The following is a 25,549-nucleotide window of genomic DNA, read 5'->3' as shown; positions in this document are numbered from 1 at the left end:
CAGAAACCAAAATCGCAAGAATCGAATTCGAAAATCCTAAAACGAATCTGTCATTGACCTCGTTCAGGACCGTCGCTGACCCCTTTGTGTTCCGCCCCTTGAAACAGTCTGTTGCGGGTGCACCGCTTCGCGTGTGGAGCAATCCGACAACTGGCGACAGGGGAAGAGAACGCTGGTCGGAAATCCGCGGCCTCAGTGATCTCTGACGTTTTTTTAGATTTTCTCTGGCGGATGGACGTCCTGCAACCGGCTCTACGAATACTCACGGGCAGCACTTCGGAATGCCGCATTGGCACAGTGCAGTTCGACACACAGAGAACGCCATCATTCCGGCTAACCTTGGAAGGGTATCGAATGTTTCAAAGAATAGTGCGTCCATTCGTCTTGTCAGTCCTCAGTCTGTTCCCGGCGGTTGCATTGAGCATTGTTGTGCAGTCGGCGGTATTTGCCAAAGAATCGCCAGCACCGACGGGCTCGTACACCTTGATCACCAACAATGTCTATGATCGAGGCGATCAGACAGGGTTGAAGGCGGGAACCGTTTCCGTTCGGGCCTATCAGTCGGGAGCGCTGGTCTTCGATTCGCTGACTGAAGAGAACGGATGGGTTGCCTTTGTCGCCAAGGATGGTGGGACCAGTAGTGGCGACCGCGTGGTCGTAGAATTCGATCACCCTGAACTGGGTGGCCTCGTTCGCTTCATGATTGAACCGGGCAAGTTGGATATCAGATAGAATCTCTTAGACATTCTCGGCGGCAAAATCCCCGTAAGGCACAAAAAGGTGCAGTCGCGGATGGTTGCGATTTTGGATAGCTTGAAGGGGGAATCGATAAAGGGGGACATTGTACTTTTCGGAACCCAAACGCGGCCAGAGTTGCTGAAGTTTTTGGAGTCAAACAATGAGAGTTGATGCGACAGGATGCCGTGTCACCGAAGAAGGAGCCTGGCGAGATATTGATTCGAGTGAACTTCGAATGTTTTCTGTGGTCGCGGAAGCTGTCGGAGACCACATCGGTGTCGATGGTCGGTTTGAAGACGGATTCACAAAAGGTGGCAGAAATCATTCTTGTTTATCGATCAACTCTCATACGAAGGCTCCGGTGTCGGTCGTGACTTTCCGCCAATTGGAAGCTTCCGTTCACCATCATAGCGAACCCGGTAGAGTACCATGGCCGCATCCACCCTGGATTTCCATGGCCAACGGTCCGCAAACATCACTGGGTGGCACGGAACGGCTGCAATATTCCGTCCTGAATCGTCGCTTCGACCTCGAGGCAGGCCAAGGAAACTGGAAAAGTAGAATGACCCCTTTTGCGCTCCCTTTGAGCCACGGGGCACTCTTGTTGCGTCGTCTGCCCGGCTTCGCTGCGCCGCTGATGACTCTTCAATCGCCGCCAGCCAGTCACTCAGCCCGAACTGCCCCCGCTCGGTACTCAAACCGCCGAATCAAAAAGACTCGCGACCCGCCAATCAACCAAAGCAACTACAGTGCCGAACACCACTGGGACATTGTACTTTATTGGGGATTGCCGCTGAGAATCACACAGCTCGGTCGTGTATGGCTTTTGCTCGCGAATGAGCCCCGATTCTACGCAGTCATTCTCTGAATTGCAGCCTGTCAGTGTCGAGCAATTTCCGCCATTCGACTGAATGACTTTCCGGCGGTGGTCGCCGCCGGTACGATCGGTCAAGCGGTTTCACTTCCGTTCAGTGTCACCGCAACAAAATTACCGACCTGCACTGCACTCCGGTTAGACAAATCTGACAGCGAGCGTTGTCTAAAGCCGGGCGTGTTAAAACAACGGCCAATCATGGAGAATTATCATGGCTCACACACAGCGAAGGCGGTTTTTGAAGAATGCGGCGGCTGGTGCGTCAGCCATTGCTCTGGGTGGTTCACTTCGAGCGGCGAATTCTCCGATTGATCAGGTCGTGTTGGGAATCATCGGGCCTGGTGGAATGGGCATGAATCACGTGCGTCAGTTGTGTGAACGCGACGATGTTCGAATTGCCGCCGTGTGTGACGTGGATCGTCAGCGAACCGCTGCAGCGGCGGAACATGTGGCGTCCACGGGCAGACCAAAACCGCGGCAGGAATCGGATCTTCGCAAGGTGCTGGACGATGCTGCCATCGATGCCGTGTTCATCGCCACGCCCGATCACTGGCACGCACCGGCGGCTGTCATGGCTTTGAATGCGGGTAAGCATGTCTACGTTGAGAAGCCCTGCTGCCACAATATTAAAGAGGGCCGGATGATGGCAAATGCTGTCGATCGTAGCGGCAAACTTCTTCAGGTCGGCACACAGAGCCGAAGCACAGACTGCGTGCGCGAAGCCATGCAGCGCATTCATGAAGGTGAAATCGGCGACGTTCTTGTTGCCAAGGCGTGGAACAGCCAGCGTCGACGCAGCATCGGAAAGACTCAACCTTCCGAACCGCCCGATCACCTGGATTTTGACACCTGGCTGGGGCCGGCTCCCGTTGTTCCGTATCGCACCAATCTTCTGCCGAGCGTCTGGCGATGGTGGTACGACTTCGGCTGTGGTGATATCGGCAATGACGGTGTTCATGACATCGACGTCGCTGTTTGGGGCATTCAGGCCACGACGCATCCGGAGCGAGTGAGCTGCCTGGGAGGCAAGTACTTTTTTGACGACGACCAACAGTTTCCGGACACCCAGTATTCGGTTTCGGAATACGCCACCGAAGAGGCCTCGCGCAGGAAGCAGCTGATCTTTGAACAACGTGACTGGACGCCCTATGTGCAGGAAGGATATGAAAACGGAGCCGCATTTTACGGCATCGGCTGCCTGATTATCGGACACACAAAAGGGTGGAAGCTGTACGGAGAACGTAACAAACTTCTCGCAGAACGAACGGGACCAGCAGATTTGGTGGCTCACCACACCAACTTTCTTGACTGCATCCGAGGTCGCCAGAAGCAGCTGAACGCGCCCATTGAAGCGGGTTTACTGGGAGCCGGCATCGTTCACCTGTCGAACATCTCTGCGAGGACGCGCACGACGCTGGAATTCAATCCGGCCACCGAACAGATCACCAATCACAAAGAAGCGGCCGTAATGGTCGGTCGACGATACCGCGAACACTGGAGCGTCCCCTCGTTGTAGATTCGGTCGCGTGCCGTGCAGAATCAAGCAACAAGCTCCCGAGGCTGTTAAACGAAACGATATCTGTTGAAAGCGGTTAGCGTTCAGCGCGAAACACCAGGAGGCACTCATGAGAAACAACCCGTTTGATGCACCGGAAGCGGCTGATGTTGCTACTGCGTCTCCAAAGCCAGGAGGGTGTATGTTGAGGCTCTGGAAGTTGCTGGTGGTCGTGACCATCATTTTGATTCTGATCCTGCTGCTGTTACCAGCAACGCGGAGATCCCCCACACGCCAGGCAGCTCGACGAATGCAGTGCAAAAACAATCTCAAACAGATCGGTCTTGCACTGCACATCTACCACGACGTCTACGGAAGTTTTCCGCCAGCCTACACGGTCGATGAAGACGGGCGTCCATTGCACAGTTGGCGAACCCTCATTCTGCCATACCTTGAAGAAGCGGCCCTCTACAATTCCATCGACTTGTTGAAGCCGTGGAATCATCCGGACAACTCGGTCGCTCTGGAAGCCATGCCGGAGGCTTATGCGTGTCCGTCGGTGAATTTCGATGTCGGACACACGACGTATTTGGCACTCAACGGTCCGGAATGTATCTTCAACGGTGCTACACCTCGGCAACTCACGGAATGTCAGGACGGTACGCCAAACACGATTGCCGTAGCGGAATTCCCGAACAATCAATCCGTCCCGTGGATGGCTCCACAGGATGCAGGTATTGCCACATTCATCGGTCTCAATGACGAATCAGAGACGGCTCACACGGGCGGATTTCAGGTGCTGATACTTGATGGTTCTGTTCATTATGTTTCGAACACACTGGATGTAGAAACTCGCAAAGCTCTGGCCACCATCGCGGGCGCAGAAAAGATGGGCGAATGGTGATGCAGAAGCGGGATGATGCGAAAGTGTCGAGAGAAGACAGTCCGTTTGTAGTGTCCGAAACGTGCCGCGGCGGAGCAGCCTCAGGTGCGGAACGGCAAGAGACTCATTATTCCATCGAAGGCCATCTGTTGGTCTGCGGAAAGGTGGTCATTCTTCCGGAAGTCTGCGTGCTGACGGGATCTCGCGACGATTTGGCGCGGCAGAACAAATCGGTGGAGTACGCGTTTTGTCGACCTGCTGTGTTCCGAAGAATTTGCCGCGTTCAGTATTCGCTGGCTCGGTCTGTGCTGACCACGCGGCGCCTTGTTCGATGGATCGGTGTTGGAGTTCTTGCACTTGGCATCGGCGGTGTCATGGGAGCCGTGGCATTACAACGTTCATGGATGGCCTACGGTACGCCCTTCTTCGGACTCATCTATCTGGCGATCGCTGCGTGGGAATCGTTTCAACGACCTCGCCTGCGACTATCGCATTATCAAAGCCCGGACAAGTACTGCATTAGTGGCTTCTCGCCACAGTATTTGAAGACGCTGCACGACGAACTGACAGAACGCCGCTCGTTTTAGAATCGGAATTCGCCAGATGCACGCACACGAATAGAACCGCAACGGCATTTGCACCATCAGCAGGCAGTAGTGGCGAGTTCCGGGTCGAGCAGTTTTTGGAGTCAAACAATGAGAGTTGATGCGACAGGATGCCGTGTCACCGAAGAAGGAGCCTGGCGAGATATTGATTCGAGTGAACTTCGAATGTTTTCTGTGGTCGCGGAAACTGTCGGAGACCACATCGGTGTCGATGGTTCGTTTGAAGACGGATTCACAAAAAGGTGGCAGAAATCATTCTTGTTTATCGATCAACTCTCATACGAAGGCTCCGGTGTCGGTCGTGACTTTCCGCCAATTGGAAGCTTCCGTTCACCATCATAGCGAACCCGGTAGAGTACCATGGCCGCATCCACCCTGGATTTCCATGGCCAACGGTCCGCAAACATCACTGGGTGGCCTGGGAACGGCTGCAATATTCCGTCCTGAATCGTCGCTTCGACCTCGAGGCAGGCCAAGGAAACTGGAAAAGTAGAATGACCCCTTTTGCGTTCCCCTTTGAGCCACGGGGCACTCTTGTTGCGTCGTCTGCCCGGCTTCACAACGTAGTGCAGGCTGCCAGCCTGCAATCGCCCAATTTCCCTGACATGTGCAGGCTGGCAGCCTGCACTACGTGACTATGGAAACTATTCATTGGAGATCGCTTCCTCATTGGTACGTTGCGGGGGCGGCCCACTTCGTGACCTATCGCCTTGCCGGAACGCTGCCGATCGCGGTGATCGAAACGTTGAAACAGAAGCGCCAACAACTGCTGGCCGCCAAGACTGACAAGTCGCCAACCAATCACCGGTTGCACGTCCACAAGATGCTTTTCGCGGCTTATGAAAAACATCTGGACGCGACGTCAGACATCGACTGGCTTCGCGATCCGCGCGTAGCCTCGATGCTGCGGCAGAACCTTTACCATCACGACGGTGTCAAGTACCACCTGCATGCTTACTGCATCATGCCGAATCACGTGCATGTTTTGCTGACTCCCTCGCCGGATTTATTCAAACAGGACATCACGGCTGATGACACACCCGTCGGTGAAACGGCCGATAAACGCAGCCCGCTGTCGTCGATCATGCATAGCCTGAAGAGCTATACCGCGAATCGGGCCAACGAAATCCTGCGGCGAGAAGGCAAGTTCTGGCAGCCGGAGTCCTACGATCACTGGGTTCGCGATCATGATGAGTTGGAGCGCATCTTGAATTATATCCGAGCCAATCCGGTTAACGCGAGCTTAGTCGGTCGCCACGAAGACTGGCACTGGTGTTCCTGTCACGACCGATACCTGATCGACGGCGATACCTCAGGGTGGCTCCCCGTAGCACAGGCTGCCGGCCTGTGACACGCTCTCCCGCACCCTGTGACACGATTCAACAACCTTACAAAACATCAGGCAACTGAGGATAACAACAAATGCCACGTTTCCCGTTCATAGCCGGTGCGATCCTTGTGTTGTGTTGCAGGCTGGCAGCCTGCACTACGGTGGCCGCCGACCGTCCGAACATCGTGCTGATCATGGCCGATGATATGTAGTGCTATCTGGCGGTTTTTATTGAAATCCTGTGTTTTGGGCCGAGTACAGTGGCTTTCGTGGTGCAGCTTCGGATGGCAAATTGAGCGGAATTCACCTCTTGTGGGATGCAGTTAGTGCAATTTGCACTACGAACACGGGTTGAGATGGATTTGCCCTAATGGGGTCTGCCGCCAAACGAGAATCCAGTGATTCCCAACCTCCACGATCGAAACCACGGTGCTGCTGTGGCATGCGACGCGGACAAATTCTGCAACCGGGATGGACACTCCGATGGCAGCCCGTACAAAGTGGAAAGTGAGACTGGCGACCTCTCAACTGCTGCACGTCAATCCGAGCGAGAACAGGTCGCGTGGCCACTGCTGAATGATCTGAAGACATGGATCGACGGCGAAGTGTTTCTCCCGAAAGCCTGTCCGGCAAAGCGACGACGTACACGCTCAATCAATGGACCGCGCTGGATCGCTAGCTCGAAGACGGCGACCTGTCGATCGATAATAACGCTTCCGAACGAGCCATTCGTCCTGTGGCGATTGGTCGCATGAACTGGATGTTCGTCGGCAGCAAACCGGCCAGCCACCGAGCAGCCATCCTTAAGTCGATGATTGCCAGCAGCTAAGCCAACCTCGTGGAACCCTGGGCCTGGCTGAAGGACGTGCTGATCCAGCTTCCGCTCGGAGCCCCTCTCGAGTCACTGCTCCCAAACAACTGGCTCGCCTCCCACCCCAAACACCGCTGGACCATCGCGGAACGAAGAAAGCAGGAAAGACAACCCTGCTCAAACGAATAGAACGCTCATCACCGGGCGCTTACGATTGAACAGCGTCAGGTCGAAGCCAACAATCGAACCGAATGCGGGCACTGGGAAGGCGACACGATGGAAGGCGCTTCCAAAAGCGGTTACATCGTGACGATGACAGATCGAAGAAGCCGACTGGCATCCATTCGAGTCGTTCCAAACAAGTCGGCATCAATCGTTCGCAAAGCCATGGTACGAGGACTCAGGTCTCTCAACAAACCGCCCGTTCTCAGCATGACGACCGACAACGGAAAAGAGTTTGCTGAGCATGAACTATTTTCAGCAAGTCTGAACGTACCATGCTACTTCCCCAATCCCTATAGTTCCTGGGAACGTGGCTCCAACGAAAATATGAACGGCCTGCTTCGCCAGCACTTCCCCAAAGGAACCAATTTCAAATTGATCACCCCGGCGGCCCTTGCTCACGTCCAACGCAAACTCAACGATCGCCCCCGAAAATGCCTCGGATTCAAAACACCCATGGAAGTCCATTACACACCCAATAACCAATGACTCCCACCGTTGCACTTCAGGTTTGAATTCGCCTTGCGCTCCGCAACTCAGAATGTCCCCCCTATTGAGTCTCCCACATAGCAGCTTTGCGATCCACCCTTTGACCTAAGCCCTTAGCAGCCTGTTGACAAACCTGGCAGTAGCACCGGACGATAACTAAGATTCGGTGCGTTGGCGGTTAATGCGGACTGGTCAGGAGAAGATTGTGGCATTGAGGCGACGGCTGAGGGAATCGCAGGGCGAGTTTTGGGTCGCTGCCGATGCGGTGGCGAAAGCTCCAGGGCATGTGTTCTATGATCGACTGAATGATTTGCTGCGGGAAGCGGGATTCGATCAGTTCGTCGAAGATCTGGTGGCTCCGTATTACGCTGATGGCGGGCGGCCTGGAATTGCACCGGGTGTTTACTTCCGAATGTTATTCATCGGGTACTTTGAAGGCATTGATTCGCAGCGAGGAATCGCCTGGCGATGCGAAGATAGTCTGTCGCTGCGACGCTTTCTGGGAGTGAAGTTGACCGATTCAACGCCGGACCACAGTACTCTGACTCGGATTCGTGACCGATTTCCGATGGAAGTCACCGAACAGGTGTTTGCTTTCGTGCTGCGAATGGCTGCTGACAAGAAACTGATTCCGGTTCCCATGTGGGTGTGGATGCCACAATGCTGGAAGCCAATGCGGCGATGAAGTCGATGGTGCGGCGCGATACCGACGAAGACTGGAAGAGTTATATTCGCCGTCTGATGCACGAAGAAGGTGTTATTGATCGTGACGACGATCCAACCGATGATGACCTGCGACGTTTCGATCGCCGTCGCAAGGGCAAGAAGGTCTCGAACAAAGACTGGAAGTCTGATTCCGACGACGATGCTCGCATCGTGAAGATGAAGGATGGCAGGACGCACTTCGGCTACAAAGCCGAACACGTCGTCGATCTTGAAACCGAAGTGGTGTTGTCGTCCCGAGTTTGTCATGGCACTGCCGCGGACACGAGTACGCTGAGTGAAGCGATGGTGGATGCTCAACTCAACCTGATTCGCAGTGACAGCGATGTCGAACTGAAGGCTGTCGCAGCGGACAAAGGATACCATTCCAATACGCAGGTGACCGACTGCACGCATCTTGGGCTGACAACATATATCCCCGAACCGACACTAAAGAACAATCGGACATGGTCTGATAAACCGAGCGAGGTCAAAACAGCGGTGCTCAACAATCGTCGTCGCACACGGCGAAGGAAGGGTCGAAGGCTGCAGCGTTTGAGAAGCGAACGCGTTGAAAGGAGTTTCGCTCACGTCTGTGATTCCGGTGGGGCTCGGCGGACGTGGCTTCGAGGTCTCAGGAAAATCACGAAACGATATTCGCTGGTCGTTGCCGCGCACAACCTGGGATTAATCATGCGAAAGCTGTTCGGGAGCGGCAAACCACGGCAGTTTGCGTCAAATGGGCGGCAAAGCTGGCTCTGTTCCGCCCTGCTAACGATCACGGAACCGACTTTTCAAATACTCGCCGCACTTTCCCACGCAACGACCTCACCCAAGTCTGCCATCAAGCAATACAACGCGTCCCACTGGCGTCCAGACAACCTGTGTTTATCAACGGCCTGTTAGAGCGGAATTCTCGTAAGGACCTCCTTCCCATCTTTCAGCTCACGCATGAAATGCTCACGCTTTGATATTACCTCCCGTTCGCCGCCTCTATGCACGACACATACATGGATCTTCATTACTGAGAGATTTGAAACAGTGGGAGTTGTAAACCCGCCCCAAACGATGTCCGTTGTCCCGTCCGCGGATACTGCCCGCTGCGTCTTGAAGCCGTCCTTTTCTAGCCTAGCAATCACTTCCAGTGGACCATCAGCATCGGAAAGTAATTGCTCCAAATCACTGTTTAAATCTCCACGGTGAGGGGGAGCCTCTTTGCTTTGATGACCAACACAAACAGTAAAAAAGCTTGCAAGAAGAAGAATGCAGAGGATTGACTTTATGGCCACCGTTTTCATGTTTCCCTCGTTATTTGAGCATTTCCGCTTGTCCTGCCCAATGCGCACAGGCACTGGTGAGTCTTGCTGTAACAGACAGGTTTTCGCACTCTAAGGATCAGACCCATCAATTGATCAGTTTTTGCCTAACGACATGCAGGCGAACTCGAAACTGGGTTAGCAACACCCTTCATCTCCACGTCTGTGTATTTCTTGGCGGCGCAACAATCCCACTTCGTGTCAAGTACAATCTTTGCATGCGGCAAACCCAAGCCGCCACCCCAGAAAAGTGGTGGTTTTCGAGTAAACGGCAGTTGTCCAGCTGGGCATCGGGGAGGCTTGAATTCACACGGAGTATCTGCAGCAGCATTCACTTCGCTTTCGCTGCAGACGGTGAAACCACCTTGGCCACCATGAAGCCAGCCCGAAGGACGACTTCCACCGAAAACACAGTAGAGTCGAAGTGTGCCCGTAGTCTGCGATTTTCCACGAGAAGTCCTCATATCGGGCTGTATCCAAACGTCAGTAAAGCCGACTGCTTTTTGAATACCTGGCTGCGGGTCATCCGGAGAAGCTTGAGAGTGAATGTCACTTATATAGAATGCCTCCCAAAATGAGTCGGTCTCAGGTAACGTTAATGGAAACCTCCAGCTGGAGTCACAGCAGTCGCTATTACAGACAGCTTCCTTCTTGATATGTTGTACGATATATGCCGGTGTCTTCCCAGTGGACGGATCAGGTTTGCAGTGCTTCTTAGCAAAGTCGACATCCTTTCTTGTTAGCGTAAAATCCCAAGCGTGTACAACTTTACCACACGGACCCTGACATCCGCCTCTTTGGCGAGTAACGGTGATGAGGCCAGATGGGTCAATCGATAATATCGGATTACCGTGCGCATACGAATAAAGTGTGTAAGATTCGTCGGATCGAGCAGGGTCGGAACTGAGCCAGGTGGCTAAAGTCGACGAAAACCATCTCGCTCTGACATAGTTGACTTCGACTGCGGCATCAAACGCGTAGCCAAGTTTCCCAACGAACTGAAATGGAGTTGCAGTCGTTCCAGTGCGGCTCAGCACATTGCCCCATGCGTCGTAGGTCCACGAATCGGTGACAGCTTCTATTTCATCAGTGATTTGCCTTGTATCACCTCTTGCGTCGAAGTGGTAGAACCTCGTGTTGGCCCCATCGGTTTGTGAGATCAGGTCACCGTAGAGATTGGGCTCGTGGGTGTAATCCGTCCGACTCGTTCCGTCATCTTCGGAGAGAAGTTGATCGGTGACGGGATCCCATTGGTAGGTTGTCAGTGTCATTAGCTTTCCTCCCGGGAGACGCGGCGGTTGTCCGCGGTGTAAGACATGGTCACTCGTGTGGCATCCGGCAGTGCGACAGCCACCAAGCGGTTCTCGTAATCCCAGATGTTTGTCGTTCTGTCGCCGTTAGGTTGTTGAACAATCTGCTGGTTGCCGTCAGAGTCAAAGGTGTAGGTCGTTCGTCCGGATAAAGCTTCCGAATGTTGAATCTGATTGGCGTTATCGTATGTCGTGGTGGTCTTGGTTCCGTTCTCGTTCAAAACCAAGCGATTGCCAACTGGATCGTAAACGAACGTGTTGGCGTAACCACTCATCCCGCTTCTTCGTTCTCCTATTAACTGATTGTTGTTGTCGTAGGTCCACGTGATCCTTGTACCGTCAGCTTCCGTCACTCCATTTCGATTGTTTGCTTCATCGTAACGATAGGCGAATGAACTAATGACCGTTGAATCGCTCTTCAGGTTGGCAAGATCGGCAAGGTTCCCTGCAACGTCGAACGTAAATGATGCACGAGTACCAGACGACGATATTTTGGCCGTTCTTTGTCCTTTCGCATCGTAGATACTGGAGGTGACAACTCCACCAGGATTCTGCATTTGGACCAGTTGACCAGCTCCATCGTAGGTAAACGTTGTTCGGCCCGCTCCCTGGTTCTCGAGGACGTGTCGACTGCCAACCGGATCGTATGCGAATGATGCAGTCAATCCGTTTGGGTTGGCGGAAGATCGGACCTGTCCAGCCGCATCATACGTCGAAGTATACCTGCCCGTACTGTCGGCCATCAAGGTGCGATTGCCCAGAGAATCGTAGGCAAAGGTCGCTCGGCTTCCATCCGGGTATTTCCGACTTGTCAACTGACCATTCTGACTGTAAGCAAACGTCGTTCGATTCCCGCGACCGTCAATACGCAGTGACTGCTGACCGGCAACATCGTAGGCACTTGTCGTGCGACGATTCAGCGGATCGATCAACTGGGTCTGGGCTCCTGTGCTGTCATAGGTGAAGCTGTGACGGTTGCCACGGGCGTCTACCAGAGCCGAAGTCTGTCCCAGACTGTTGTAGATCGTCGTCGTTCGGTAGCCCAAAGCATTGATCTCTGTGATGCGTCGTCCGAGGGCGTCATAGACGCTGCTCGTTCGGTTTCCGTTGCCGTCAACTGTTGCCAGTGCCTGACCAGCCGCATTGAAGACCGTCGTTGAACGATGCCCCAGAGGATTGATACTGGCAATCACTCGTCCTGCGGAGTCGTAGACGTTCGTAGTCCGATTTCCCAGTGGGTCAAGTGAGGATGCGGTTTGGCCGACGTTGTTGTAGACGCAAAAGGTGTCAGGAACCGTTTATTGACAACTGCGAGTGAGTTGATTATCGTTTTGTAATGGGAAAACCAAAGCGAGCAGCTCCGGGTGGTTGGGTTTATCATGTGCTGAACCGTGCGAACGCGCGGATGCCGATCTTTACGAAGGACGAAGATTTCATCGCGTTCGAGACCGTGCTTCAGGAAGCCGTCGCCCGGACGGGGACTCGGCTGCTTTAGTCTTGCCTGATGGAAAGTCACTGGCACCTGGTGGTGTGGCCTCAGGAAGATGATGAGTTGTCTCGCTTTGTTGGCTGGCTGACACTGACTCACACCCAGCGTTGGCACGCCCATCGCAAATCGACCGGGTCTGGTCATCTTTATCAGGGGCGACTCAAGTCCTTTCCGGTGCAGAACGATGGACACTTTCTGCCGGTATGTGGAACGCAATGCTTTGCGTGCGAATCTGGTGAAGCGGGCGGAAGACTGGCGCTGGAGCAGTCTCTATCGTTGGTCGTCAGGAACGGCGGCAGAAAAGAACCTGCTGTCGGCATGGCCTGTGCGGCGAACTGTTGGCTGTTTGGAGCATGTCCATTCCCCTCAGACGGACGCCGAACTCGCGGCCCTCCGTCGCAGCGTCAATTGAGGCTCACCGTTTGGAGACGAAACTTGGGCGACCACAGCGACCCGAAAACTCGGCCTCGAAATCACTACCCGCCCCCACGGACGACCAAGACTCGAACAAACGGTTCCTGACACAAGCAAGAATCAATACGCTCATTTCATCCGCTCCATTCTGTATACCGAGACCATCTGGAGGCATCAGTTGCCCCCCCTCCAAGACTATGTGCTGTAACTTCGCGATCCAATTGTAACCGTTTCGGTCCACGTCCATGGTTGGCAGTCGATGAAACGTTTGAGCAGTGGCCGAGCATCGTGTCTCAGACGACTGCCTCACTTCCTGCACGATGGTCGATACGGTCCGTTAGACACTGGAAAGCGGGAAATCGGAAGAGGGGACATTTTTATTTTCCGGCTGTTTTGGCCGGGCTCGCGGTCGAAGCGAGGATTTAAGGCCGAGGATTGCAGCGGTTTTTGTCGGCCAGTGAGTATCACCGCATGGAGTGCCGTGAGCAAGGCTGCGTCGCAGGGAGTTGAGTTCCGTTTCGGTTTCAACTGCGTTGAAATGACAAGCCCACGAACGAAAAAATGGGACAGGCACCTCGCCCCGAAGCACGTCTGTCGTGTTCTGACAGAATACGCTCGGAGTCAGTCCCATCCTTGACACTTCTCGCTGATCGCCACCAGGACAGACTCCACCGAACTTGAGGGCCGTTCAAAATGTAGTGGGAGTCGCCAGACTTCCCCCATGCAACACTGGGATCTCTGGCGAGATCCACTACATCATTCACGCTCGTTGAACGGTATTGCCGTTAAACGACCACATCAACAAACCACAAGGTCGGTCGCGATCAGCGAGAAGCGGCACATTTTTTAAAGCTACTGAGCCGGCCTCCAGCAGACTGTCGTACCAGTGATCGAGCGACTCGGCGTTGGACAACTGTGGCAGGAACTGGTTCCGTCTCTGGATGGCCCCATTGAGACTCGGCTGACGACGAGAACTATCCGGGCTCTTTGATGCGTGCCTCAATCTGAGCAATGGCCTTTTTCAGGTGAGGTGTGCTCAAAAATGTCAGGTCTCTTTCTTTGGTCGCCCTCGTGGGCGAGTTGTGGATTCGAGCCCGAGACGAAGGGCGCAGCTTTGTGTCCATTGATTATCGCCAAACGGCAGGCCGCGTTTCACGCTAATGCGAAGTGCGTTCAACTCCGCCTCTGTCTCGACCTTGTTCACCCATGAACGCCAGTTACGCGGCAACGGGGGATCATCGGGAATCGCCAGCCATCGACGTTCGTCTGCAGGTCCTCGGCGAGCATGAGCGGAACCCCATTGCCATTCTTCGGCCAGGTTGGCTCCCACAGGATTGCGTTCGACGTATCTCATGACTGTCAGCAGGTGTCGGTCTGACTGGATAGGAGACGACTTGAAACGTCGCTGATACAAATGGCCGGTCCCGCCGGTCTTGTATTGAGCATGCTAACGCATCGTGTGCATGACAGTCAGTCGACGGAAGAACTCACTGACCTGATCACTGGTCTCGGGCCGGACCACAAAATGCCAGTGATTCGGCATTGCTACCATCGCATAAATTGGAAGTGGCACGATTTCCCACGTTTCCTGCACAACGCACATGAATGCGGCATAGTCTTCGGGCTTTTCAAAAATCGTCAGCCGAGCCACAGCTCGATTGAGAACGTGCAAGACTTCACCTGCCGGACAATTGCGTTTCGTGCATGCCGTGGCCAAAGTCCAGCAGGATACCAGACGCAACGCGATCAAAGAGACCTGTTTCTGTCCTGCTGCTGCCCATTGCTTCGGCGCTTTCGCTTTGGGAAAAAAGCGGCATCAAACCTGTGAACAACGTTGCCGTGGCATGTGGGGATTCTTCAAATGCCTGAACACGGATTGCCAGCCAACCCATATCGCCTGAAGTCGGGACCCCAACTGGCAACAAAGGTGAGCCGAGAGTATCGTTGGCAGGAAAAAAGGAAATATCCTGACGCGTTCTATTTCTCTGTGCGACCAGTGCCCTGACTCCGAGAGCATTTGGTAATTTGAGACGGAATTGCCTGAAGGAGTGATCCGCGCTTTGGCTTCACCTTTTGCCCTAAAATTCTGTCACATTTCGACTCGCTACTTCGACTTCATCGCGGCGGCGTTGTATCGCGGGGTTTTTCCAGGCGAAACGGGAGATTGCGGTGAGCGAAATTGATACTGCGGCACTGGTCAAATCGGCAGCCGCTGGCGATCGGCAGGCCTTTGAAGTGCTGGTCACTCGCCATGCAGCGATGGTGACCGGGGTTGCCTATTCGGTGTGTGGCGATTTCGCTCGCAGCGAAGACGCTGGGCAGGAAGCGTTCATCGAAGCGTGGACCAACCTGGCAACTCTGCGCGAACCGGAAAAATTCGTCGGCTGGATCTGCACGATTGCTCGCCGTCGCGCCATTGATGCCGTTCGAGCTGCCAGGACTCCGTTGTTAACAAGTTCGATCGACCGAGTGCCCAGCGAACCCAGTGATCCTCGACAATTATCTCCGGAGACTCAGATGCTGGAACGACAGGAACAGGCGGCGGTGTGGTCGATGCTGGAACGCCTTCCGGAGAATTATCGCGAACCGATGGTACTGTTTTATCGTGGTGAACAGTCGACTCGCGATGTCGCGATCGCTCTTGGTGAAAACGAATCCACAATTCGGCAGCGACTGAAGCGGGGGCGGGAAATGATTCGCCAGGAAGCGCTGGATACTGTTTGCAGAACTCTCAGCGAAACGGCTCCGAAGGCCGCGTTTGCGGCGATCGTTATGGCCGGTCTGCCGTCAGCGACTTATGCGGCTGGAGCGACGGCAACCACGGCTGCGACGACGGCGGTCACCGGAAAATCAAGCGGTCTGTTTGCATCCACTGCCTCGACGGCTATCGGAGGTGCCTTGTTTGGTTTGCTAACGGGACTAACGGGTGGCGTACTTGGGAGTTGGATGAGTTGGAAGAACTGTGAATATGTCAGTCAGCAGAAGTTTCTTGTTCAACAGATTCAACGGTTTGTTATTGCGTTTGCCATAGCTGCAATTCTGTTTGCCGTTCTGTTGTACGCTCGCCTGAATGGCTTCATCCCCAACAATACCACTTATGTCTGCCTGCTGTGCGGATTGCTGCTGGGTTTCCATGTCTTCAACATTCCGTGGATGATTGGGGGTATTCGCAGGTACAAGCAACTGGGGGAATTGGCTAAGGCGAATGGTGAACCAATGCGGGAGTCGGTTCGGCAGACGATGGATGCCGCAATCGCACAGTCGCGAATTGTTCAGGACGATGGCTCGGTAGTGTATGAAGCGTTCCGCTGGAACGGTGGAGCATGGATTGGAACGTGCGTCGGGTCTTTGGGGTGGATGCTGCCCCTCGCCGTCATCGCCTTTTGGCATGACGCGAGACTGACATCCGGAATTGTTTTTGGCTGCTGTGTTCTGGGCAGTGCCGTCGGGTGGAGAATGTGGTTGGCAAGACACCGTCTTCAGGCGTACGCGGCCTGCCAGATGTGGGTGGGCGTCGTCGGTGTATTGATGATCGTCGTCTTCGCCGCTTTGCAGTTTCTTACGAACGAAGCGACTCAGAAAGCGTGCCAGTGGACTCCGTGGGCGTGGGCTTTGTTGTTCCTGATGCCAGCTGTGTCACTTCAGCTGCGTCTAACCCGACAAAAGTTTCACAGGAATGTGCAGCAGTGGATTCAGGAAACTGAATAGGGAAGATAACGGTTTTGGTTACATTTCAGCTGTCTGAAGTGGTTTTCTTTGGTAGTGAAGCGGGAAGCAGAAAAGGGGTCGGGCCTTTTTGATTGGCCGTGCCCTTGGCCGAGATGTGGTTTCGAGACCAAGGCGAACAGCACTGCTTTTTGTCCATTGACCATCGCCAAACGGCAGGCCGCGGTTCACACTGATGCGAAGTGCGTTCAACTCTGCCTCTGTCTTGACCTTGTTCACCCATGAACGCCAGATTCGCGGCAACGGGGGATCTTCGGGAATCGCCAGCCATCGGCGTTCGTCTGCAGGTCCTCGGCGAGCATGAGCGGAACCCCATTGCCATTCTTCGGCCAGGTCAATGAGGTTGGCTCGCACAGGATTGCGTCCGACGTATCTCATGACCGTCGGCAGGTGCTGGCAGGATGCCAGACGCAACGCAAACAAAGAGACCTGCCCCCTTTGGGTTTCCCCGTTGGTTCCCCCTCGCAGTTTTTCAGATGCGAAGGGAAATTTGGCATTTTCTCTTGTGTAGTTACTGTACTGGTATTACTAATACAGTTGATGTTCAGTCAGAGAGGACAGTGTTGTGGACGTGCAGGTTGATGTTTCCAGTCGAGTCCCGATCTATCGCCAGGTATGCGATCAGATTCGGCTGGCCATCGCGCTGGGGAAATTGGAGCCAAACGACAGGTTACCTTCGGTTCGGGAATTGTCGCGACAGATTGTCGTCAATCCCAATACCGTCGCGCGTGTTTACACTGAGCTTGAACGAGAAGGCGTCCTGAATACGCGGCCGGGGCTTGGCGTGTTTGTTGCCGAAACTCGCAGTGATCTCACAAGAAAAGCGCGGCGCGAAAAGCTGATAGAGCAGCTGAACATATTTCTTTCCGGCGCGGTGCATCTGGGTTTGACTCAGGATGAAGTGCGCAGGGCATTTGAGGAACAGATGAAAAAATTTCAATGGAAAGGGTAGGTGATGTCGCCTTCCGACTATGCAGTTTTCACCGACCATTTGACGCGATCTTACGACGGTCAACGAGTGGTCGACAATCTGAATCTGGCAATTCCGCGAGGCACTGTTTACGGGTTGCTCGGCCGCAATGGTGCCGGTAAATCGACGACGATCAGGATGCTCACAGGGATGGTGCAGCCGGACTCTGGTAATGCGTGGCTGCTTGGTGAAAACGTGGCTGGCATGAAGCCGCAGCACCGGGAAAAGGTGGGTTATATTGCAGAAAACCACCCGCTCTATGGCTGGATGACAGTTCGTGAGTGTGTGGCGTTTGCTCGCAGCTTTCAGACTCGGTGGAATCGCTCACTGGTCGAGATGATTCTGGATCACTTCGAAGTGCCACAGCGAAGAAAACTGAGTCAACTGTCGAATGGTCAGCGGGCACAGGTGTCACTGGCCATTGCTTTGGCTCCGGAGCCTGAATTGCTGATTCTTGATGACCCGACACTCGGGCTTGACACTGTTGTGCGTCGTGATTTTCTGGAATCAATGATTGAGGTGATCCATGAAAGCGGCCGTACGATTGTGCTGAGTTCTCACATTCTCATGGACATTGATCGTATTGCCGATCGAGTTGGAATCATGGTCAAAGGACGGCTGGTCGTCGATTGCCCGACGGATCATTTCCGCAGCAATGTCCAGCGCGTCATGGCCTCGTTCAGCGGTGATACGCCAGACTGCTCAGGTTTACCGGGTGTCATCAATGCGCGTGTGACTCGTGGGCAACTTGAATTGATCGTTGTCGGTTTCAGTGGAGAGCTGGAACAGGCTTTGTTTTCATTGAGCATAAACAATGTCGATGTTCAGGAACTGAACCTGGAAGATGCGTTCATTGAGTTCACTCGTGGTTCACGACGTAGTCTGCCTCCATTTTCGCTGGAGCCTGTCTATGCATAAAAGCTTGATTTACAAAGAACTGCGGCAATGCTGGTTTCTGGGAGCGTTGACTCTTTTGGCCTGCATGGGTTTTACCTGGTGGGAAACATTAACGACGTCTGAATATGACGTACCTCCGCAACCTTTCATCGTCAACGCCAGATTCTGGAGTGTCCAGATGTCTCTGGATGTTCTGTCGGCCAATTTTCTTCTGTGCAGCGGTCTGCTTGCGATTGCTCTGGGGCTTGTGCAGTCTGCCTGGGAGCAGGTTGGCGGTACCTGGTATTTCCTGATGCATCGCCCCATCCGACGCGGATCAGTTCTTACCTCAAAATTGATTGCTGGACTGACGTTGTGGGCAGTCTGTTCATTTATTCCTCTGGCACTTTACATTGCCTGGGCGGCGACCCCCGGCACTCATCCCAGCCCGTTTGCTTGGTGGATGGTTTCTCCTGTTTTGCGGACGTGGTTCAGCATCCCAATGCTATATCTGGCCGCGTTTCAGTCTGGACTGTTGCCGAATCGGTGGCATGGGACGCGGTTATTGCCGTGCGTCGCAATCGGCGGCTTATGCTTTGCAATGCAGTTCCTTCCAGCCTGGTGGCTGACCGGATTTCCAGTGGTGTGTGTTGTTACCGGGATGCAGCTGCAAGCCCTTTATCAAACATTCGCGGTAAAGGATTTTTAGTTCCCGGAGTTCTCAATTGAAGTCCTTGTCCACCCGCTCCGTCGCCGAGAAACCATCCCAATTGATCGAGCTTTTCTGCTGTGAGTTGAACGCGTGAATGTTCGAGCCTCCTCCCGGAAAACGTTAAAGCCAGCGGTGTTTTCATGATGAACTCTCGAAATCTGAAGCAAGAATCTCTGTTGACTTCGCTGTCGATTGCGGCGGGAATCACAGGCGGGTCGATCCTGCTCTGGATTGCCATGAACGACATACTGACGACGACATTCGTTACGTTTTTTCGGCGAGACTATGAATTTCGCAACATGTACTACAGTCTCAGTGAAGATGGCGAAGACTTCTTCATTAGTCGCGCGGGACGCAATGGAAATCTGCCATTCAACGAACGATTTGATCTGAATGGAAACAGGTTGCCCGAGGAAAAGAGTGTCTCCGGGGCTGATGCCCCTCCAGTTCCTGGACGTCATGTCACAATACAGATTCAGGGATCCTCAGAAGCTGCTGGGATGATGCCGGCTTCGCGCACTATAAGAATTGTCGATGATCAATCAGGTCACATGTCCTGGTACGCGGTTCGAGAGCCGGGCTTTGACGATCGGTGCTGGCTGGAATGTTACAATCTCACCGACGGTCGGCGGGCGTTCTGTATTGGCACAAATGGCAAGCAGAGTGCTATTCCTTCTTTGGAGCATCGATTCCAGATTCCCCCGGATCGTTTTTTTCACAAGTGGGGATGGAGTCACTTCGCCAATGACGGAGAAGTCTACAGGCACGACGAATATTCGATGGATCCGTTTCTGTTCATTGCCGACCAGGAGTATGTATATCGCGTGGATGTCGAAACCGCCGACGTCGTTTCACTCTTTAAATCTCCGCGTGAAATCATTTCGCTGACAAATGCGAAAGTCACAGATCATGCAACGGGTGCGACTTTATCAAGTGAGTTTGCGCCAGAGAAGAATCTGATCGTGATCCGAACTCGGGAGAAATTATTCTTCCATGCAGCGAATGGCCAATTGCTGTATTCCATGTCGATGCAATACGTGGAGCCAGCGGCGTTTGTACAGCTCTATGACTTTACGGAAGAGGGAAAGTCACCTCGGCGATATCTGCAGGCATCGACCTATGAACAGATTGCTGACATATCAAACGTCACAACCAGAGTCTGGAAATTGAACGATGACTATGCGTTCGAATCCGATAAGCCACTGTACGATCTTCGTTGGGTGAATCACGGGGTGGGATTGTCATTGAACGAACGCTGTTTGGCCGTTGGACTTGCAATTCCTGCTCCCGTGTTGCTTGTCGGCGCGGCAGTGATTCGGCCAAATGGAGTAATCTCGGCACCCTATCAAACTTCTCCGGCTGCCGCTGGTGTTGCCGCAATACTGACAGTGCTGTCGTGGTTTCTTTTTCGACGACATTCGTCTCGGAATCGAATCTCGCAACGTAACGTGTGGCTGGCGTTTGTGCTGTTGTTTGGGCTGTTTGGGTATCTCGGCTACCGGTGTTGTCGAAAGTGGGGTCTCCGAGAAACTGCCGGTTCATCGCACGCCGGGGGCGATGCAGACGCGGTGCTGATTGCGCGTTTGAGTTCGAAGCTGGTTGTCCCCGCGTCGCTGGGCACGTCTGAATCGCTCGGAACAGCAGTTGACTGAGCTCGAAGGACAATTCGTCCACGTCGGCTGTTTGCGTGACGCGTCCACCATTCGCGCACGCAGTCCGGCATTTCTGACTGACTGGCGGGCGAATTGATTTCAATCAGAACGTCGGGGTAGATCACGTGAGTCGAAAGTTCAATTTCACCATTCGGACCTGCAAACCGGATTGTGCCGCTTTGTCGTTCGTGTTTAATCGAAATGTCCATTCCGGCGAGAATCATGAATCGCGAGATCAGAGCGCTCAGAAGTCGTGCTGGCGGTGCGTCCCGCAGAACCAGTTTCCCGCCGATCACATAGAACACCTGGACGATCGACGGGTTCCCTGAAATCATGACGTGGGACGCCTTCTTCTTCACGGCTTCATTCAACAGAAGTTCGACCAGCCTCACGATCGGAGCTGAACCAATATTGGAAGGCTCCGGCTGTCGCCGAGCACGCCGCGCCAACGGAGTTGCTCGCGATGGCTGTGGGGGAAAAGCGGCTGAAGCGGCAAAGGGAACAGGAGCCTGCTCCATGCAGATTTCCTCACCAGCCAGAAGGTCCTCGGTCTCTTCGAACGGCCCGGCATCGCCGCCCTCAGGATCGAATACCGAGCCAGTGCTGAAATCGATCTGCGTTTCTGTGAACTCACAGATCATCGAATCTACGGACTCGGTTTCAGCCGTTCCGTAGTGTCTGGCCACAGCCGCTTCAATATCGGCGCCTGTTGCGGCAACGAACCTGACATCACAACCCAGAACAAAACGAATCTTGTCCTGGAGATCTAAATCTGTTGGATCTGCAACTGCGACGGTCACCAGACTCGCAGAAGCATCTGTCGGAATCATTCTGTTTTCGCGAGCCAGAGATTCGGGCAATCGCGAAATCACCTCGTTCGCAATCTGAGCCCCTTCAAGATCGACGATGTCTGTGCCACTGATCTCGGCCAGCACATTCATCAGATCCTGGTCACCTGCATAGCCAAGACGATACAGGCTCTGCGACGGAGAAATTCCAAGATGCCCTGCCATTTCAACGGCTTCCAGCATCTGATCGGCGGAAACGATGCCCCGCTGAACACAAACACTTTCAAAGCTTGCCCCAGGATCCGCGGAACGAGCCTTGCGGTATCGAACGGGACGAGAATTCATGGAATCCTCATGCGTACCTCGGGACTCTGATGAACGTGATCTCGAAATCAACTGAGCTGCGGTGATCGATGGCGGAGCTGCCCAGCCTTCCGGAAAGTCCACTGGCTGAATAATTGAGTGAGGCATCGTTCCGTCGGCAACACGTTCCGTTTCATCCACTGCGACGAATGCCGTCAGACGGGACAGGACGCTGCATTCGAGCGAGCGTTTCACGATCTGATCGGCCAGCTCCTGATCTCTGCGCCCGAGGGAGGCAAGTCGATCTTCCAGTTGCTGGATGTTCTCTCGCCCCCAAAGCGGCAGAAGAACGGATCGCGTCGAATCACGGACGACCGTGGTTAGGCTTTGAGTCCACATGGCTCCGTCCGGAAGCCTGCCCGTAACATTCAGAGATAACCTGTCTATTCCGGAAGCGGAGGCATTGGATGGATCAACGCCTGAAATCGGCGTTCGGCCAAACACAGTCAGCGAACGACCAGGATACAGCGTTCGAGACTGGTCCGTGGCGAGCCAGGCTTCGCCACCGTCGGGCCGTTCGATCTGAACGTCGGTCAGCGCTGGAGTGCCGATATCGTTTGCAAAGTCATCGAGAATCTGAGCCATTCGCGACGTCGATTCCGCCAGACTGAACACACCTCCGGTGAACTCGGCCAGTCGCTGCAGAACACCCGCGTTGACCGCCTCATCGATTCCCAGACAAAACAGACGAGGCCGACAGTGCTCCGGAATCGTTCCCAAAACACGAAGCAGCGTATCTTCACCGGTCACCTGTCCGTCTGTCACCAGAACGATGGAATGGCTGCGACCACTATTATCATCGGCATAGTTGGCATCGGCATTGCGGAACGCATCCAGGGCATGCATCAGAGCGGCTCCCAGTTCTGTACCGCCTTGCGAATCCACTGCCTTCAGCCAGCGACACGCCTCAATGCGGTGTGTGTCCGTCGCGTTGATCCAGTTGCCAGAAATCCCGGTGCCAGAGATCCCAGTGCCATTCCGATGAACTCCAAAGTCATCGATGACATGATCAAAAGCCGCCAGCTTAAATCGGTCATCGCAATTCAGCCCTTCAATCAGTCGCTGGATGCCTTCCCGAGCGGCATGCATTTTCCATCCGCCCATACTGCCGCTTCGATCCAGAAGAAACACGATGTCCCTGGGTGCCTGATGCCGGAGATTCGGAGGCACGATGGTCACTGCAAAAGCACTTTCAGATACGGCTGTCGGGGCACCTGATTTCTGACGCGTTGGCACATCAATCCGTTCGGCTGCCAGTGAAGTGCGAATCTGCGAACCATCAATCCGTCCTCGCAGGATGAAATCTCGATTGATTCGTTCGCCCGGCTGCAGCTGAACACGACACCGGCAGTTCCGGAACTCTCCGTGTTCTGTGGTCTCCGCTGCCCCAGCAGCCCGAAGCGTTGAGGCAGGCAAGGATCGATCATGGGTCGAATCTGTCAAAACAACTGAGTGCAGACTGCTTTGCAGCCATTCTTTCCAATTGGCTGGTGAGGCGAGAGTTCCCATATCCAGATCAACTGTCAGACGCAGACTCACGGGGCTCGCAAACCCCGGCAGCCACGTCGGAGGTGAGACGACCGAAGCATCGGGCACCTGATCAGTGTCCGCATGAACTCCGTTTCCCGACTGACCGAAGGGGAGGGGCAGACCGGACGTGTACCGCGGAGCCACAACCAGCGGAAGTCGCAGTGTCCATTCACCATGTTCCACGTCCAGCAATCCAACCGTTTCGATGACGATTTGAACCGGCTCGCCAGGCGGGATGTTGCCGACCTTCATGGAAAATGTCTCTGGCCGATTCTTCTCCACCAATGCCGCTCGATGACCATTCCTAATGGCGCGTTGATAATCAGCGCGAGCCTGTCCGCGTTCTTTCAGGCGTGCTCGGACAATGCGCCCGGCTACGCGCATTTCACAGCCGATCACGGCCTGGCGACCTTCAATCGGAAAGACGTAATTCGCCTCGATGGCTTCATCGAAGGGGTTATAGTACGTCTGCACAATGGTCGTGCGCACGGAGAGCCCCGTCAGTTGCGAATGGTAATGCAACTGGTGAAGCGGCAGGTTCCCGTCGGAAGAAGTCACGGCTCCAAACCCACGCGGGTTCAACTCACCATCAATTGCGGCAAGTCGCTTCAGGGCAATCATCATCGGTCAGACTCCCGGGGAATTCGTTGGGGATCAGGTCTCCATCAGCTTCTGTCGCTGAAGTTCCTTCACCAAAGGTTGAATTGCCAGCTGTAACGCCTCACCGTCGAACGACAGCGATCCTGCCGTTAAAGGCAGTTCAACAGAAATAACAACTCCGTTCGCCAGTGGAACACGAATCAAAGATCCCACCTGGACCACCGAATTTGAGTCGGTGACTCGTGCCGCTTTGCGATCTTTCGACTGGCTGGCAGACTGAAGTTCGAAATCAGGCGAGCGACCAGAATGCCCGCCTGAGGACTCGGGCATCGCTGCAGGGACAAGCCAGAAATCGTCAGCGTTCGCCGCTCGCTCAGTCACTTCCGCCAGATACCGATCGGCTGCTTCCCAGAAATCTGCAGGCAGCCCGGCAATGGTATTCAGCTTCGAAGCAGGCAGCCCGGCGAGTTGATTCTGGATATCTGACAGTGTCAGATTCTGAGCCTGAAGTCGCTTGATGGCCACAACCTGCAGGACGTGCATTTCCTCGTAGAATGCTGTCCGCCCCCGCAGCTCTGACGGCGGACTGATCAGCCCGAGTGTGGTGTAGTAGCGGATCGTTCGAGTATCCGGAACCGCGCGAACTCGGGCCGATTCGGCAGGTGTGTAGTCAATGAACTGCAACGCCCTGGCGATCAGTGTTCGAAGCTCGGAGATCTGAAATCTTCGTTCCATGCGGCGATTATAACACTGTTATATGACAGTGTCAAGATGCATGTGATGCGATATTTTTTTGGAATTCCTCAAAGAAAGTGGGCGCAGTTCCTTTGAGTGTGCGTTCCCTGCGATTGGTCATGGAAAATGATATCAGCAGGATCACACCAATGGTGCCACCGCAGAATACGGGCTCCGCAGTTCGTTGCCGACGAATCACGACAGGTCTGAGTCTCCTAGTCGCGATTGTGACTATTTCGGGTGTGCTGCTGTACCGTCATCGACATGGCGAGATCAGATTCGCAGACGAACTCCAGGCGGCCCGCGACAGGCGGAATGCGGCGTTCCGTGAAGTTCGATTGAGGGGTGAACCCGCATGGTATTCGGATCTCCGCTCCACCGACGACACCGTATTCGAGATGGGAGATCGGGCCCGGGAGATTCTTGCCCAGATGTCCGTTCGAAACGGTGAGTTCAACAAAGCCATGCGAGAATGGCCGGAAATCACATCACAACAATACGCAATTCTGAACGAAGTGCTGTCGACGAAGGCAACGGTTCTGGAGAAGCTGGCTGCCATCGAGCCGGTTGAAGATTGCCGCTTCTGGTATGACTTTGAGACGCCGTGCCCGGCTGCAACTTGATTCGCTCAGCAAGATGGAATCCATAAGGTGCCCTGTTTGCCTAATCCACGGCAAAGAAGATACCAGGGTGCCGTGCAGAATGAGTCAGGAGCTGTACGAAAGGGCCGGGGAATCTGCGACGATTCATTTGGTAGATGGGGCGAACCACGAGATTGCTGCCTGATTGGCAAGGCCGAGTACCGGAAGCAGATCAGGGAGTTTGTATCCAACTGCCTGAACCGAACGGCACAGGATATCTTACCAGTAGAGTCTGGCGCACCGTGAATGGGCGGACTCCCGTCGCTGCCACGTGACGC

Annotated in this window: 25 protein-coding genes and 1 pseudogene; 17 read left to right on the top strand and 9 right to left on the bottom strand. The window is 54.2% G+C overall.

Annotated features, from left to right (window positions below; all coding sequences use genetic code 11):
• Positions 1-354 precede the first annotated feature (354 nt).
• The 10 genes from R3C20_18530 to R3C20_18485 all read left to right on the top strand — a co-directional run bounded on the left by R3C20_18530 (position 355) and on the right by R3C20_18485 (position 9,055).
• Entirely contained in the window at positions 355-732 is a 378-nt protein-coding gene (locus R3C20_18530; GenBank protein ID MEZ6042500.1) for a hypothetical protein, read from the top strand.
• A 166-nt stretch (positions 733-898) separates the two neighbouring features.
• Positions 899-1,606: a hypothetical protein gene (locus tag R3C20_18525; protein MEZ6042499.1), complete on the top strand. Its 708-nt coding sequence runs from the start codon at positions 899-901 to the stop codon at positions 1,604-1,606.
• A gap of 217 nt (positions 1,607-1,823) precedes the next feature.
• Complete coding sequence (locus R3C20_18520) at positions 1,824-3,128, top strand: Gfo/Idh/MocA family oxidoreductase (GenBank protein ID MEZ6042498.1); 1,305 nt, start codon at positions 1,824-1,826, stop codon at positions 3,126-3,128.
• 109 nt (positions 3,129-3,237) lie between these two features.
• The gene (locus tag R3C20_18515) at positions 3,238-4,011 is read left to right on the top strand and encodes a DUF1559 domain-containing protein (GenBank protein MEZ6042497.1); all 774 of its coding nucleotides are present in this window, start codon (positions 3,238-3,240) and stop codon (positions 4,009-4,011) included.
• Entirely contained in the window at positions 4,005-4,577 is a 573-nt protein-coding gene (locus tag R3C20_18510) for a hypothetical protein (GenBank protein ID MEZ6042496.1), read from the top strand. Before R3C20_18515 ends, R3C20_18510 begins: the two co-directional genes overlap by 7 nt.
• 108 nt (positions 4,578-4,685) lie before the next feature.
• Entirely contained in the window at positions 4,686-4,937 is a 252-nt protein-coding gene (locus R3C20_18505) for a hypothetical protein (GenBank protein MEZ6042495.1), read from the top strand.
• Positions 4,938-5,292: 355 nt separating this feature from the next.
• Positions 5,293-5,946: a transposase gene (locus tag R3C20_18500; GenBank protein ID MEZ6042494.1), complete on the top strand. Its 654-nt coding sequence runs from the start codon at positions 5,293-5,295 to the stop codon at positions 5,944-5,946.
• Positions 5,947-6,949: 1,003 nt separating this feature from the next.
• On the top strand, positions 6,950-7,447 hold the full coding sequence (locus tag R3C20_18495) for an IS30 family transposase (protein ID MEZ6042493.1): 498 nt from the start codon (positions 6,950-6,952) through the stop codon (positions 7,445-7,447).
• A gap of 205 nt (positions 7,448-7,652) precedes the next feature.
• Complete coding sequence (locus tag R3C20_18490) at positions 7,653-8,132, top strand: transposase (protein ID MEZ6042492.1); 480 nt, start codon at positions 7,653-7,655, stop codon at positions 8,130-8,132.
• Entirely contained in the window at positions 8,108-9,055 is a 948-nt protein-coding gene (locus R3C20_18485) for a transposase (GenBank protein MEZ6042491.1), read from the top strand. Before R3C20_18490 ends, R3C20_18485 begins: the two co-directional genes overlap by 25 nt.
• On the opposite strand, the gene R3C20_18480 is transcribed toward R3C20_18485, so the two are convergent.
• The 4 genes and pseudogenes from R3C20_18480 to R3C20_18465 form a co-directional block, all read right to left on the bottom strand.
• Positions 9,052-9,447, bottom strand: coding sequence for a hypothetical protein (locus tag R3C20_18480; protein ID MEZ6042490.1), 396 nt, complete (start codon positions 9,445-9,447; stop codon positions 9,052-9,054). The genes R3C20_18485 and R3C20_18480 overlap by 4 nt on opposite strands.
• A gap of 125 nt (positions 9,448-9,572) precedes the next feature.
• The gene (locus R3C20_18475; protein MEZ6042489.1) at positions 9,573-10,736 is read right to left on the bottom strand and encodes an RHS repeat-associated core domain-containing protein; all 1,164 of its coding nucleotides are present in this window, start codon (positions 10,734-10,736) and stop codon (positions 9,573-9,575) included.
• Complete coding sequence (locus tag R3C20_18470) at positions 10,736-11,518, bottom strand: hypothetical protein (GenBank protein ID MEZ6042488.1); 783 nt, start codon at positions 11,516-11,518, stop codon at positions 10,736-10,738. The genes R3C20_18475 and R3C20_18470 overlap by 1 nt, the downstream gene beginning before the upstream one ends.
• Positions 11,498-12,037, bottom strand: a pseudogene (locus tag R3C20_18465) (hypothetical protein). The gene R3C20_18470 and the pseudogene R3C20_18465 overlap by 21 nt, the downstream one beginning before the upstream one ends.
• 74 nt (positions 12,038-12,111) lie before the next feature.
• Here R3C20_18465 and R3C20_18460 point away from each other — a divergent pair.
• Both R3C20_18460 and R3C20_18455 read left to right on the top strand, forming a co-directional pair.
• Entirely contained in the window at positions 12,112-12,270 is a 159-nt protein-coding gene (locus tag R3C20_18460) for a hypothetical protein (GenBank protein ID MEZ6042487.1), read from the top strand.
• A 178-nt stretch (positions 12,271-12,448) separates the two neighbouring features.
• The gene (locus R3C20_18455) at positions 12,449-12,676 is read left to right on the top strand and encodes a hypothetical protein (GenBank protein ID MEZ6042486.1); all 228 of its coding nucleotides are present in this window, start codon (positions 12,449-12,451) and stop codon (positions 12,674-12,676) included.
• Positions 12,677-13,723: 1,047 nt separating this feature from the next.
• On the opposite strand, the gene R3C20_18450 is transcribed toward R3C20_18455, so the two are convergent.
• Positions 13,724-14,032 carry a hypothetical protein gene (locus tag R3C20_18450; protein ID MEZ6042485.1) on the bottom strand — a complete coding sequence of 103 codons (309 nt, stop codon included), beginning with the start codon at positions 14,030-14,032 and terminating at the stop codon, positions 13,724-13,726.
• 93 nt (positions 14,033-14,125) lie between these two features.
• Positions 14,126-14,350, bottom strand: a complete 225-nt coding sequence (locus tag R3C20_18445) for a transposase (protein MEZ6042484.1) — start codon at positions 14,348-14,350, stop codon at positions 14,126-14,128.
• Positions 14,351-14,847: 497 nt separating this feature from the next.
• Here R3C20_18445 and R3C20_18440 point away from each other — a divergent pair, with 497 nt between their 5' ends.
• Positions 14,848-16,386 (top strand): sigma-70 family RNA polymerase sigma factor, encoded by a 1,539-nt coding sequence (locus R3C20_18440; GenBank protein ID MEZ6042483.1) that lies wholly within the window; start codon positions 14,848-14,850, stop codon positions 16,384-16,386.
• An 18-nt stretch (positions 16,387-16,404) separates the two neighbouring features.
• On the opposite strand, the gene R3C20_18435 is transcribed toward R3C20_18440, so the two are convergent.
• Positions 16,405-16,827: a hypothetical protein gene (locus tag R3C20_18435; GenBank protein ID MEZ6042482.1), complete on the bottom strand. Its 423-nt coding sequence runs from the start codon at positions 16,825-16,827 to the stop codon at positions 16,405-16,407.
• A 142-nt stretch (positions 16,828-16,969) separates the two neighbouring features.
• On the opposite strand from R3C20_18435, the gene R3C20_18430 reads away from it, so the two are divergent.
• Genes R3C20_18430 through R3C20_18420 form a run of 3 tightly spaced genes read left to right on the top strand, consistent with a single transcriptional unit; the run spans position 16,970 to position 18,959 of the window.
• Positions 16,970-17,356: a GntR family transcriptional regulator gene (locus R3C20_18430; protein MEZ6042481.1), complete on the top strand. Its 387-nt coding sequence runs from the start codon at positions 16,970-16,972 to the stop codon at positions 17,354-17,356.
• A 3-nt stretch (positions 17,357-17,359) separates the two neighbouring features.
• Positions 17,360-18,292, top strand: coding sequence for an ABC transporter ATP-binding protein (locus R3C20_18425; GenBank protein ID MEZ6042480.1), 933 nt, complete (start codon positions 17,360-17,362; stop codon positions 18,290-18,292).
• The gene (locus tag R3C20_18420; GenBank protein ID MEZ6042479.1) at positions 18,285-18,959 is read left to right on the top strand and encodes a hypothetical protein; all 675 of its coding nucleotides are present in this window, start codon (positions 18,285-18,287) and stop codon (positions 18,957-18,959) included. The genes R3C20_18425 and R3C20_18420 overlap by 8 nt, the downstream gene beginning before the upstream one ends.
• A gap of 1,498 nt (positions 18,960-20,457) precedes the next feature.
• Here the strand turns inward: R3C20_18420 and R3C20_18415 are convergent.
• Together R3C20_18415 and R3C20_18410 are read right to left on the bottom strand one after the other, a co-directional pair.
• Entirely contained in the window at positions 20,458-23,919 is a 3,462-nt protein-coding gene (locus R3C20_18415) for a VIT domain-containing protein (protein MEZ6042478.1), read from the bottom strand.
• 30 nt (positions 23,920-23,949) lie between these two features.
• Positions 23,950-24,630, bottom strand: coding sequence for a MerR family transcriptional regulator (locus tag R3C20_18410; protein MEZ6042477.1), 681 nt, complete (start codon positions 24,628-24,630; stop codon positions 23,950-23,952).
• A gap of 149 nt (positions 24,631-24,779) precedes the next feature.
• Between R3C20_18410 and R3C20_18405 the strand changes: the two genes are divergently transcribed.
• Positions 24,780-25,253 (top strand): hypothetical protein, encoded by a 474-nt coding sequence (locus tag R3C20_18405; GenBank protein ID MEZ6042476.1) that lies wholly within the window; start codon positions 24,780-24,782, stop codon positions 25,251-25,253.
• Positions 25,254-25,549 lie beyond the last annotated feature (296 nt).

The organism is Planctomycetaceae bacterium (assembly GCA_041398825.1).
Lineage (GTDB): Bacteria > Planctomycetota > Planctomycetia > Planctomycetales > Planctomycetaceae > F1-80-MAGs062.
This window is presented reverse-complemented; position numbering and strand designations above follow the sequence as displayed.